General features: G+C 47.6%; 9 protein-coding genes. 5 read left to right on the forward strand and 4 right to left on the reverse strand.

The genetic code is table 11. The features are described from left to right. Nucleotides 1–69 precede the first annotated feature (69 nt). The 5 genes from pstC (at nucleotide 70) to ACNA05_RS09930 (ending at nucleotide 8,844) form a co-directional block, all read left to right on the forward strand. On the forward strand, nucleotides 70–1,326 hold the full coding sequence (gene pstC, locus ACNA05_RS09910; RefSeq protein WP_415811321.1) for a phosphate ABC transporter permease subunit PstC: 1,257 nt from the start codon (nucleotides 70–72) through the stop codon (nucleotides 1,324–1,326). Next, nucleotides 1,326–2,666 carry a PstA family ABC transporter permease gene (locus ACNA05_RS09915; protein ID WP_415811322.1) on the forward strand — a complete coding sequence of 447 codons (1,341 nt, stop codon included), beginning with the start codon at nucleotides 1,326–1,328 and terminating at the stop codon, nucleotides 2,664–2,666. The genes pstC and ACNA05_RS09915 overlap by 1 nt, the downstream gene beginning before the upstream one ends. A 14-nt stretch (nucleotides 2,667–2,680) precedes the next feature. After that, entirely contained in the window at nucleotides 2,681–3,448 is a 768-nt protein-coding gene (gene pstB, locus ACNA05_RS09920) for a phosphate ABC transporter ATP-binding protein PstB (protein ID WP_415811323.1), read from the forward strand. Between the two features lie 218 nt (nucleotides 3,449–3,666). Then, nucleotides 3,667–6,069 (forward strand): TonB-dependent receptor, encoded by a 2,403-nt coding sequence (locus ACNA05_RS09925; RefSeq protein WP_415811325.1) that lies wholly within the window; start codon nucleotides 3,667–3,669, stop codon nucleotides 6,067–6,069. Between the two features lie 261 nt (nucleotides 6,070–6,330). Continuing rightward, nucleotides 6,331–8,844, forward strand: a complete 2,514-nt coding sequence (locus ACNA05_RS09930) for a TonB-dependent receptor (protein WP_415811326.1) — start codon at nucleotides 6,331–6,333, stop codon at nucleotides 8,842–8,844. Between the two features lie 89 nt (nucleotides 8,845–8,933). Here the strand turns inward: ACNA05_RS09930 and ACNA05_RS09935 are convergent, their stop codons facing one another. Genes ACNA05_RS09935 through ACNA05_RS09950 form a run of 4 tightly spaced genes read right to left on the reverse strand, consistent with a single transcriptional unit; the run spans nucleotide 8,934 to nucleotide 12,232 of the window. Then, the gene (locus ACNA05_RS09935) at nucleotides 8,934–9,605 is read right to left on the reverse strand and encodes a hypothetical protein (RefSeq protein ID WP_415811327.1); all 672 of its coding nucleotides are present in this window, start codon (nucleotides 9,603–9,605) and stop codon (nucleotides 8,934–8,936) included. A 17-nt stretch (nucleotides 9,606–9,622) separates the two neighbouring features. Beyond that, complete coding sequence (locus tag ACNA05_RS09940; RefSeq protein WP_415811328.1) at nucleotides 9,623–10,345, reverse strand: hypothetical protein; 723 nt, start codon at nucleotides 10,343–10,345, stop codon at nucleotides 9,623–9,625. Beyond that, a complete protein-coding gene (locus tag ACNA05_RS09945) occupies nucleotides 10,342–11,337 on the reverse strand; it encodes a zinc-binding dehydrogenase (protein ID WP_415811329.1) in 996 nt (331 codons plus the stop codon). The genes ACNA05_RS09940 and ACNA05_RS09945 overlap by 4 nt, the downstream gene beginning before the upstream one ends. A 1-nt stretch (nucleotide 11,338) precedes the next feature. After that, the gene (locus ACNA05_RS09950) at nucleotides 11,339–12,232 is read right to left on the reverse strand and encodes a hypothetical protein (protein WP_415811330.1); all 894 of its coding nucleotides are present in this window, start codon (nucleotides 12,230–12,232) and stop codon (nucleotides 11,339–11,341) included.

A 12,232-nucleotide genomic window follows, 5' to 3' on the forward strand; every position in this document is an offset into this window, starting at 1 on the left:
AAACTATTGCACAATCGTCTTATGCGGGCGCCGAACGTTAAATAAACCTTTAGATAAGAGGAAACCCCAGTGGATCAGATAATACTCTATATTCTGATTCTGATGGTCGTTCTGACGGTTGGCGGGTTTCTTTATAATAAGAACCTCGCATTGGATCGCTATTTGTCCAGCCGGGCCAATGAAGCGATGGGGACGACGCTTTTAAAGGGGTCAGGATGGCATTCCCAAGCCAGTTACCATGGGTATTTCACGGCGTGGGTTGTTGGTTTCTCTTCTTTCCTACTTTTCGTCGCGGGACTATATTTCCGCAATGGCAGTGACATCTATGATTTGACATGGCTTGCTTTGGTGCTCGCTTCCGGGGTGTCTATAGTCTTTCTGCTAAACCGAAAAATCAGCCCGGAATTTGCCGCTAGAACCTGGGTGGAGCGCTTCATCCATTTCTGCCTTATCATTCTCTCTTTCATCGCAGTCCTGACAACATTTGGCATTGTCCTCTCGCTCTTGTTTGAGAGTTTACGGTTCTTCTCTAAAGTTTCATTTTTAGACTTTCTTTTTGGGTTGCAGTGGTCGCCGCAAACAGCCTTGCGAGCAGATCAGGCCGGCCAATCAGGGAGTTTTGGCGCCGTTCCAATCTTTGCGGGTACATTTTTAATCATGCTCGTTGCGATGGCGATTTCCGGCCCGGTCGGCCTCATGATTGCGATTTACCTATCGGAATATGCATCTGCTGGGACTCGAAAAATTGTGAAGCCTTTGATTGAAATTCTGGCGGGTATCCCGACAGTGGTCTACGGTTTTTTTGCGCTTTTGACTGTGGGCCCGACAATCAGAAACTTTGCCGAGACACTGGGGTTTTCTGTTCCAACACAAAGCGCCTTGGCGGCGGGCGTTGTCATGGGGGTTATGATTATTCCCCTAATCTCCTCTTTGTCAGATGATGTTATTAATGCAGTTCCGCAATCTTTGCGGGATGGATCCTATGCTCTGGGAGCTACCAAATCTGAAACTATGAAACAGGTCGTGTTCAAAGGCGCGCTCCCCGGTATTATCGGGGCGTTTCTCTTGGCGGTATCGCGCGCAATCGGCGAGACCATGATCGTTGTAATGGCGGCGGGGCGAGCCGCAAATTTGACAGGCAATCCCTTTGAGGCGGTCACAACGGTGACGGTCCAAATCGTGGCGTTGCTAACGGGAGACCAAGAATTTGATAGTCCCAAAACGTTAGCCGCTTTTGCTTTAGGATTGGTCTTATTTGTGATTACACTGATCCTAAACATGATCGCTCTTTCCGTCGTCAGGCGCTATCGCGAGAGGTATGATTGATGGCGACCTCTCCTGACATTCAAAACTCTGAGTCTGGCGTGACGGAGACAAAGCGCGAATCCCAGCTGGCAGCTGATAGGGCGCAAAAGCACTTAAAGTCCCGCCGGGCGCGGGAATGGCGTTTTAAAATCTGGGGACGGGCAGCTGTCCTGTTCGCTTTAGCGGCGTTGACCTGGTTGCTTTTCAGTCTCGCCGGAACGGGTTTTACGGCTTTCCAGCAGAACTTTATGACTCTGGATGTCGAATTGACCGAATCGGTTATATCTCCTGACGGCACGCGTGACCCACAAGAACTTAGAGGCGCGAATTACCGCCGCGTGTTGCAAGAAACAATGTATGACCTCTTTCCAGAGGTGACCGAGCGGCGGGAACGGCGCGACCTCTTTGCTCTCACATCTGCCTCGGGTGCGACGCACCAAATTCGCGTATTGGTATATAATGACCCCTCTTTGATCGGACAAACTGTGACGATGACGGTGCCAACCTCTGATATGGTAGATCAACTTCTCAAAGGGTATATTGACCGGGATTTACCAGAATCCCTTCGTCAAGTTTCGAACGAACAGATTGCCTGGATCGACTCTCTGAAAGAGCGCGGAATCATCAAGAAGAAGTTCAACACAATTTTGTTTACGCATCCAGATAGCCGAGATCCGGAACTGGCAGGTATTGCCGGGGCAGTGGTGGGATCTATCATGATTGTTGTCATTGCTTTCCTTTTGGCGCTCCCCATAGGGGTTGGCTCCGCGCTTTATCTGGATGAGTTTGCTCCTAAAAATAAATGGACTGACTTGATCGAAATAAACATTAATAACCTTGCGGCGGTGCCGTCTATTGTTTTTGGTCTCTTAGGACTGGCCATTTTTATCAACTTCATGGGGTTGTCCCGATCGATTCCCTTGGTAGGCGGTATGGTCTTAGCTCTCCGGGCTTTCCCAACCATCGTGGTTGCAACCCGAGCGGCTCTTCGGTCCGTCGGGCCGGGGATTGTAAACGGCGCTTTGTCATTAGGCGCCTCGCATACACAATCGGTCTTCCAGCAGAAACTTCCCTTGGCGGCCCCTGGCATTTTGACCGGGTCAATCATTGCAATGGCTCAGGTACTGGGCGAGACAGCTCCGCTTTTGATGATCGGTATGGTCGCATTTGTCACCGAAGTGCCAAATAGCGTAACAGACCCCTCGACCGCTCTGCCCGTGCAAATCTTCTTATGGTCTGATAGTGCAGAACGGGCGTGGTCGGAGAGAACAGCGGCCGCAATTATCATCCTTTTGGTTATATTGGTTCTTATGAACGGTCTGGCAATTTGGCTCAGAAACCGTTTAGAAAAACGCATGTAGAGAAAATTTCGACTATGGATATTCAAAACCCGAAATTTATCTGCCGTGATGTACGCGTTCACTATGGTGACTTCGAAGCGCTCCACGGCATTGATATTGATATTGCTGACCGCGGCGTAACAGCTTTTATTGGGCCGTCAGGATGTGGCAAATCCACTTTTCTTCGAACATTTAACCGGATGAACGATACGATTGACGGCGCCCGTGTCAGCGGCACTGTCACAATGGATGGTCAGGATATTTACGACAAAGGCCTTGACCCGGTCTTACTACGGGCCCGCGTGGGTATGGTGTTTCAAAAGCCAAATCCGTTTCCGAAATCCATTTATGACAATGTCGCTTATGGTCCCAAAATTCATGGTATGACCACAAGCAAAGCCGAGATGGACGCTTTGGTTGAGAGGTCACTTCGCCGCGCCGGACTCTGGGATGAAGTCAAAGACCGATTGAAAATCGCGGGTACTGGCCTGTCAGGGGGGCAGCAACAGAGATTGGTTATTGCGCGCGCTATTGCGGTAAATCCCGAAGTCATATTGATGGATGAACCCGCCTCTGCTCTGGACCCGATTGCGACGGCCAAACTCGAAGCGTTAATTCAGGAGTTGAAAGAGCGTTATTGCATTATAATCGTCACCCATTCGATGGCGCAAGCGGCTCGCGTTTCGGACAAGACTGCCTTCTTCTATATGGGCGAGTTAATCGAATATGACGCGACAGAGAAGATTTTCACTAATCCGGGAGACAGCCGTACTCAGGATTATATCACTGGCCGGACCGGATAAATTTTCACGGAGTCTTTTTTGGATTTTCAGAAGTGAGTAAATCCAAAAATTTGTGTCATTTATATCACAGAAATTACTGAAATCTGATTTGGGCGCCGCTTTTGGGACGCAATCCTCAGCTGACAACAGTTAAATGATATTTGTCAAATAGACGCCGGCCCGTCGAAGCATATTGAAGCAGTTATTTAAACTGACACAATATGAAGGGGATATCTATAATGTGTTTTAATCGGACTTCAGTTTTAAAGTTCACGGCTTCAAGCTTTATTTTAACGACTTTGCTGGGAAATAATTTTGCTTTTGCGCAAGAAAATTTGAATGCAAATGAAAATGAAAACAAGGATGAAGTAATAGTCACCGCTCGAAAGAAGGCTGAAAGTCTTCAAGATGTTCCGCTCTCTGTTTCGAGCTTTTCAGATGAACTAATTCAAGAGGCGAATATCTTCGATTCCAGTGAACTTTCGGACTTTACGCCAGGTTTTCAACAGCAACAATCTTTTGGGCGGGACGGTGACAGACCCATTATCCGGGGCACGTCAAATATCTTAATTTCTGAAGGTAAAGTGGGGATTTTCATCGATGGAGTCCCTTTCATAGGAGATTCTTCTGCGCTGGATTTTGATGGTTTTCAACGCATTGAAGTTATTCGGGGACCACAAAGTGCCATTTATGGACGTGGAACGCTCTCTGGCGCGATCAACTATGCGACGCGACCGCCTTCAGATGAAAGAGGAGGCCGAATTAAGCTGACTGCAGCTGAACATGATCAATACGAGATTTACGGCAGTTTAAGCGGTCCTATCACCGACAATCTCAAAGGTTTTGTTAGTGGGAAATATTACACATTAGGCGGAGATCGCGAGAACAGCGTCACGGGTGATTCCCTTGGACAGGAGACTATCAGTCTAAACGCGGGATTTAATTTTACGCCAACTGATAATCTGGATTTTGGGCTACGTTATATTTATTCCGAAGATGATGATGATCATTTCCCAATTGCGCTTCAGGATTCTAGTTTCAATAATTGTCTGCAAGGGGGGTCCCGTGGATATTTCTGCGGTACAGTCGACGTGCCGGATGTCTATACTCTGGCCACTCCAGAACTTGTTGACGCCGGCCTACAAAGAAAAACCCACCGTCTGATTGGTACGGCTGACTATAATTTCGAAAATGGTATGACATTGTCAGGCCTATTTGGATTTACAGACCTGAACGAAAGATCAGGCGTTGATCAATCTTATAATGCAAGCGCTCCACTATTCATCACGTCTCCGTTTGTTTGCAATGCTTTCATTCCGGATTGCTTATTTGGTGCCAGTGGATTCTACGGCGACAGTGGGAGTGACAGGCAGGCTTTGTCTGGTGAATTGCGCCTAAGTTCCGCTCAGGACCAACGTTTTCGCTGGCAGTTCGGTGGATTTGTTTTTAATGATGAACGTAAAGGGACAGATTATGCTCTGACCCAAACTGAATTCGGCTATGATCTGATCTCTGAAACTGACGAGACCAATAACTATGCTGTCTTTGGGGGAGTAGAATATGACGTAACAGAAAAACTCACTGGGGGTGTCGAATTGAGATATGCCAGTGATAAGATTCAAACGCGTCAGGGCGCGTCCTATGTCTTGGGAGACTTTTTTCCAGATGCGGCGAACCCAAGCCGGGTTATTGCGGGTGAGGGTACGGATCGCTCAGCCACATTTGAGTCTGTTTTACCGCGATTTACATTGGATTATCAGGCCAATAATGACTTATTGTTCTATGGTGTTGTTTCAAAAGGAAACTCCCCTGGAGGGTTCAATGGTGTAGATGCGCCAGCGACAACATATGATGAAGAAACTTTATGGAACTATGAAGTTGGAATGAAGTCACAGGTCAATAATCTTAGATTCAATTTGACCGGATATTATATTGATTACAGTGACCAAGTTCTGTCCTCGACGTTTACGACCGGGCCGGGCGGCGTAAACTCTTTCAGTGATAATGTCGGAGACACCGAAATTTTTGGTCTTGAGTTGGATACCCAAATCGACTTGTCGGATTCCTTTTCTCTGCTCGGAACCTACGCGCTCACAGACGCACAGTTCAAAGAAGGTTTGAGCGCTGACCAAGCTTATTTGTTTGGCGGCGTTGGATGCCAAGGCGTTGACTTGGTCAATAATGATGTGACCCTTCCAGTCGGGACCATTATTGGAGACGGGTCTGCGTTAAATGTTGCTACATCTTGCGCAGAATTTGGAGATATTGGAGGGCAGCAGGCTCCGCTTGTTTCCAAACACCAACTTACCTTGAGCGCGGACTATCAGAATGATCTCGGAAATACGGGAATGGATTGGTTCGCTAGAGGAGACTTCATTTATCGCTCCTCATTTTTCGCGCAAGTTCATAATTTGGCAGAGTCTGGTGATTCCTCTCGCTTCAATTTCTCGACGGGTGTGAAGAATGATAATTACACAATCCGCCTCTGGGTGAAGAATGCTTTCCAAAATGAGGATGTTGCCGGAATTATACGGTACGTTGATTTCGCTGCGCCGGAGCTAAATGGTGATCGCCAACGTGCCTTCGGAATTACGCCTGGATCTAGACGCCAGTTTGGGGCCACGGTTTCTGCAAACTTCTAACAAAGTTTGCAATCCTTGAAATAAAACCCAGCGAGTATTCTCGCTGGGTTTCTGTTTTTAGACTGAGAAATAATCTTTCATGGGAAAATTTCAGGCGAGTTGAACAAAAATTGAAGTTTTTTCCTGGAAATGCCGTTTAATTGCCCTCAGACGAAAGGATTTTCGTCTCAAAGACATACAAATGATTTTTATCAAAAGGGTCTTCAGGATAGCGCGCATATTTATTGTTACAATATGCTCACAAAAATGAAGGGGACCTCAATGACATATTTGACTCGTAAATCCGTAATAGGACTATCTGCTTCCACTTTAGCTATTGCGGCCATGATAGCGACGCCGAGCGCTTTTGCCCAAACGGCAGATGAAATTGTTGTGACAGCCCGTCGCCAAGCGGAGACTCTCATTGAAGTGCCTGTGGCCGTTTCTGCCTTTGATGAAAACGCAATTGAAGAGTTGGGGCTTCGGAGTGTGGACGATGTAGCCAGATTCACAGCGGGATTATCCTTTTCGCAAGCCTATGGCCGAACAACCGAACGTCCGGTTATCCGAGGGGCGGCAAACATTCTTGCTGGCGTTCAGTTCGGTGTCGAGTCAGGCACGGCTTACTATATTGATGGCGTATATTATTCCGGGGATCTCCAGGCTCTGGATACACGAGGGCTGGAGCGTGTCGAAGTTACCAAAGGGGCTCAATCTGCTCTATATGGTCGGAACAGCTATGCTGGCGCGATTAACTTTGTAACCAAGCGCCCAAGTAAAGAAGGGTTTGGCGGTTCATTTGAAACTTTGGCGGCCGAGGACGGTGAATACGAAGTTTACGGTCGTGTTTCCAATTCCTTTGCGGACGAACGGATTGGGCTGGCTCTTTCAGGTCGCTACTACACTTATGACGGAGACAGCGCCTTCATTAACGAAGAAGACGGGTCTCAATTGGGGTCAGAGGAGACCATATCTTTTAATGCTGTTTTGGACGCAGATCTGACTGATAAATTGACGGTTCTAGCCCGTTTGGGAGTTGTTGAAGATAATGACGGGCCGCGTCCTTTCCGGATCAATGGGGCTGAGGCGAATAATTGTTTTCCAGGCTATCGTTCCGGCGCGTATTATGACCCGAATTACCTGAGCTTTTTAAACCCTCCCTTTGGCGGTATCTTCCCAGCCTCACCGACAACGGATAATAATTTTCAGTATTACTGTGGAAGCTTGCAAGAGTTCGAGGATTTGGCTCCCGCACAGTCGTTAGATTCTGGTCCGTTCCAAGGTGTCGATAGGGAAATGACTTTCGGCACTCTAAAGGCTGATTACAGTTTCGACAGCGGATATCAGCTTTCTGCCCAGTTTGGGTTAAGAGACCAGGAATTACAGACAGGATCTGACTCTACTCATCAATCGGGCACGACTTTCTTTTTCCCTATCAGCCCATTCTTTTCGATCCCCCAAGCTGACGGACTCTTTTATAATGGTTCTAAGAACGATTCATTTGATTACTCTGGCGAGCTTCGTTTCTCATCTCCGGTCGATAAACGCATTCGCTTTTCTTTTGGTGCGTTTGCATATGACTTTAATGAAGAACAGCGTTCTGTTAGTTTTTCCAACGACCCAGACAATGACTTTATAAGCGGGCCTCCAACCGACACGCGCTTTGTTAAAAACCAAGCTGTCTTCGGTACGTTAGATTTTGATGTCACGGATCAGGTCGAGCTTTCCTTAGAAGCCCGTTATCAGTCAGAAGAAAAAGGCCTCCAAGAAGACACCGGCTATCAAAATTCAGTTACGTTCAAAGATTTCATTCCAAAAGCTATCTTGTCGTATGACTCTAATTCTTTCGGCAACTTTTATGCAAGTTATGCCCGCGGTGTGAAACCAGGCGGAATTAACGGTCCTATCGGTCAGCCATCATTCGAGTTTTATGAGCCGGAAGAATCTGATAACTTTGAAATTGGCTACAAAGCTCGCACGGCTAATGGCAAAGGACAGGTTACACTGTCTGCTTTCTTCAACGACATCTCAAAATATCAACTCACGACCCCGGTACAAGTCGGCACAGCGCTCAATTCCGTAGCTACAAACCAAGGTGATGCCGAAATTAAAGGCATAGAGTTTGAGGGAAACTATAACCTGACTGACTATCTGACAATCGGGGCCACATACGCTTATACTGATGCAGAGTTTACGTCAGGCTGTGACGACTTTCAGTTTACCCTAAATTCCGGTGGTTATCTTTTGCAACCATTTGATTTGGACGATCCGAGCACACAAGGTTTTATCCGTAATCCAGCTGACTTGAGTGTCGGAGCAGGCTTAAGCGCTCCCATATATGATCCTGACGGGTTGTTTACAGGCAACCTTTCCTGTTCAATCGCGGGCAAGAAGATACCAATGACATCAGAACACCAAGCCGCAATTTTTGGAGATGTGAGGGTGCCGCTGAACGAAAAGCTCGATCTTTTCGTAAACGCAAATTATACTTATGAAAGTTCCAAATTCATCCAAGTGCATAATAGTCAAGAAACCGGAGGAACGAGTATCTTCGGCGGTAAAGTCGGTGTTTCGTATAACAATGTTCGGTTTGAAATTTTCGGTCGCAACCTGTTCAATGAGAAAACTCCTCCGATAGGGACGCGTTGGTTTGATCTTCTGGAAGGTTTCAACACTATAAGTGCAAGTATTCCTGGAGCAGGTCAAATTGATCGTAATCCGACCGGACCACGAGCAACGTTTCTTTCCTATCGCCGTGGAAGACAAGTCGGCGCCCGCTTCGCTGTGGACTTCTAGAGGGTATTTAAGGGCAACTGCCCGAAATGAAAAAGCCCGGTCACCGACCGGGCTTTTTTGCTTTTCGCCTATAATTAATTAGGAAAGAATTAGAAAAACTTGGTGGTTCCAATAAAGGCTGTAATGACCAAGAGGAGGTACGTCATCCTAACCCAAAAACGTGACTTATTCATTGTGCGAAGAAGAGGCACTTCGGTTTCATCAGAAGACCCTTTTTCAATCAGAGCCATTAGTAGAGGCCCAACAGGTTTGAACATGACATCAATTAAGATGGCCGCGACAAAGATCAGACCAAACAAGAGAGCTTTAGACGCCAGCCAATTCGGCTCCAAAGGCGCATTTGTCGTCAAAGACAATGAGCCCAGTCCCAGATAGAAGGCGGCTAATACCCACTTTAAAATAACTTCTATCTTACGCAGTTTTGTCCCTTTTTCTGTTTGCCCGGCTTTATGAGCAGATAAGACCAACCAGAGCCAAAAAAAGCTAATGACCCAAGCAAGAATTACGCCCCAAGCCGGTACGGCCCAATAGCCTCCGACCGTGACAAGTGAAATTGTACTCGCGATCATGAGGGCCCAAGCATATCTGGGGCCCAAATCGTTAAGAACCAAAAGTTTTAAAATCGTCAGCCTTTCCTGAACGGAATAGGTATCTTTCTTACGAAAGTTATCTCCGAGTATGGCTACGCCCAAATCTCCTCCCAGCCAAAATACAAAAAGCAGAATGTGGAAAAAAACGAGACAGGAATAAAGCGTCAGCATTGAAAATTTCTCCGAATTTAAAGTTTCTCTAGGGAGACGAGTTCATACCAGGTTTCCATGTATCCCCCGACGCCGCCTTGAAGGAAAAAACCTTGCTCATCGTTAGAGCACCACATTTCATAAGGCGGATGTTCTTCTGGCAGGCCCTCTGCGGTATCAACGATTTGGAACTTCCGGGCTTCGAATGTTCCAGCTCCAACCGATACCTTTTCATCTCCTGTATAGACTAGACCAAAGGAGAGGGGGAAAAGCTCCGGACCGGTTGCGCCTCTGTGATCAGGGGAACTCATCATCGCCGTCTCAAGACGGACTTTCCCAGGCTTTGAACCCAATGGGAAAAGACGACCTAAAAACCCGTCATTGATGATGGCATGGTGACCAAACCAGGGCGTGCGGGACGTCAGCGGTATTTCTGCCTCGTTTGGACCATGGGTTGAGTTAATCCCGCTAAACCGCGCGTATGTCTCATCGAATTGAAACCATCCGCATCCTTCAAATTGGCCGCCAACGGAGAGACGTGAAAATCCATCAATCGGGTTGAGGGTTTTTGTTTCAAAACTGGCCGTGACATCCCGCAGCACATCCGGAGCGTCATCAATTTCCGTGTGAGCATGTAAAACAGAAGTGCCATTTGTTTGCTCATGCAGAGTGAAAGTTTCGCGGCCTCTGTTTTCATTCATCCGGTCTGCTTTTTTAGATGTATAAGCAATTACCCCACGCCATGTATTATGGGTTTTCACAGTGCCACCACGCATTTCCCAACATTTTTACCGTTCATGAGTTTTTCCATCAAAGCGGGAGCCTTTTCCAACCCAGAGACTTCATCATGGATATAAGCGACCTTGCCTGATTTTACCCAAGGGGCGACTTCGTTTCTGAACTCATCCCAACGGGAGTAATAATCATAAACGACTAAGCCGTGTAAGCTTGCACGTTTGCCGATAACCATTCCTATGGAGGTCATGGCTGGCGGTCCATCTTCATGATAATGTGCGGCCAAACCACAAAGTACGGCGCGGCCATAAAGTTGCATGGAGGACATTGCAAGACTGAGCATGTCTGAGCCGACATTTTCAAAATGGACGGAAATGCCGTCAGGAGCGGCTTTTTTGAGTCCATCCTTCCAATCTGCCTGTTTATAATCAAGGCAGAAATCGAACCCGTAGCTTTCTTCGACTTCACGGCATTTTTCTTGGCCTCCAGCTATGCCGATAAGCGTTTTAGCGCCTTTCATGCGGGCAATTTGTCCTGCTGTCCCGCCCACAGGGCCGGCAGCGGCATTAACCAGGAATACGTCTCCGTCCCGAACTTTTGCAAGCTGGGTTACTCCGGCCCAGGCGGTTAATCCCGGCATTCCCAGAACCCCTATATAACTCTCAAGGGGCGCGGCTTCTGGATCGACGATTTGAACGTCCTCAGCCTTTAAGGCAATAAACTCTGCCCATCCGCCTTCCATGGAGTGTATGAATTGGCCCGGCTTGAAACCGGGGGCTTGGCTTTCAAGGATCTCTCCAACAATAGCGCCTGGTATTAATCCCGTTCTTGGAGCGGGGGCCGCTTCGCCCATATGTTTGCCGCGTAGACGGGTACCGACATAAGGGTCCAAGGATATATATCTGACTTTGACAAGAAGTCCGTCCTTTGGACATTCAGGCGTCTCAACGTCTATGAGCTCAAAATCAGCGGCTTTGGGTTTCGCGTCTAATTCTTGTTTCAGTACAACTTGTTTCATTCTATGCCTCGACTATTTCGATGAGTGTGCCGTCAGGGGCGGCGAGAGTTCCGCTACGTTTATTGTTATAAAACGGCCCGCTGCGCTTTATGGGCGGTGTGATCCAATTGTTTTTGTTAAGGTCATCTATCCGGTCAAAATCCGGATGCAGGAATGTACCGATTGCCGCACAGGGCGGGAGCATCCCTTTATGCCGGGGCCGTTGTGTTGCCTGCTCTGGATATTGATCCACTTCCAGGAAAACGTCTTTTTCGTGGATGAGCGTAGCAATTTCGTGTTGCGTCCCTTCCGGAAGGCCAAAGGCCTTATTTATCATGGTGTAATCAATACTCATATCCCGACCAGCAGAGAGGTCTAGGTGATTTACGAGCCAGTCTTTAGAGTTTCGGAAATCGGAACACCCCATGACCAGAATGAATAATTTATCGATGAAACTCCCGGCTCGGGGCAGGTTGTAATTGGGTAGGTCGCCTCTGATTTGCGTTAGATAAACAATCTCTTCATCCGGGCCTTTAACCTGCATAGGAAAAATCGTCGGCAGGCCCGCAATCTCAGCTGGAGGGCCAATGATCTCAAAAGGAGACTTCTCCATACGCTCAGCAACTTTAGGCGTATCTTGTGTGCAGATTTCAACGGCGTTCCATCCATAGGTGCTGAGCGCTTTATATTCTGGCACAGCAGGTTGTTCGATAAACCGTAAAAAAACTTCAGCTCCCGAGGCGGGTTGGAGGACAGCAAAAGGACGCCCAGCGGTCTTGGGTGTTCCCCAACTTTCGGCCAGGTCAGAGGGTATTTCTCCCTTTTCAATAACAGAATATTCCAACCATTCTGTATAAAGCTCACAAGAGCGTTTCAGGTCAGTCACAACCAGCGTTGCGGCGTGCATAATTTTCAT

Origin of the sequence: Litorimonas haliclonae (assembly GCF_965138505.1) — a bacterium.
GTDB lineage: Bacteria > Pseudomonadota > Alphaproteobacteria > Caulobacterales > Maricaulaceae > Litorimonas > Litorimonas haliclonae.

Coding starts and splice junctions, on each gene's coding strand:
- ACNA05_RS09915 (WP_415811322.1), top strand. CDS start 1,326: ATGGCGACCTCTCCTGACATTCAAAACTCTGAGTCTGGCGTGACGGAG.
- pstB (WP_415811323.1), top strand. CDS start 2,681: ATGGATATTCAAAACCCGAAATTTATCTGCCGTGATGTACGCGTTCAC.
- ACNA05_RS09925 (WP_415811325.1), top strand. CDS start 3,667: ATGTGTTTTAATCGGACTTCAGTTTTAAAGTTCACGGCTTCAAGCTTT.
- ACNA05_RS09930 (WP_415811326.1), top strand. CDS start 6,331: ATGACATATTTGACTCGTAAATCCGTAATAGGACTATCTGCTTCCACT.
- ACNA05_RS09935 (WP_415811327.1), bottom strand. CDS start 9,605: ATGCTGACGCTTTATTCCTGTCTCGTTTTTTTCCACATTCTGCTTTTT.
- ACNA05_RS09945 (WP_415811329.1), bottom strand. CDS start 11,337: ATGAAACAAGTTGTACTGAAACAAGAATTAGACGCGAAACCCAAAGCC.
- ACNA05_RS09950 (WP_415811330.1), bottom strand. CDS start 12,232: ATGAAAATTATGCACGCCGCAACGCTGGTTGTGACTGACCTGAAACGC.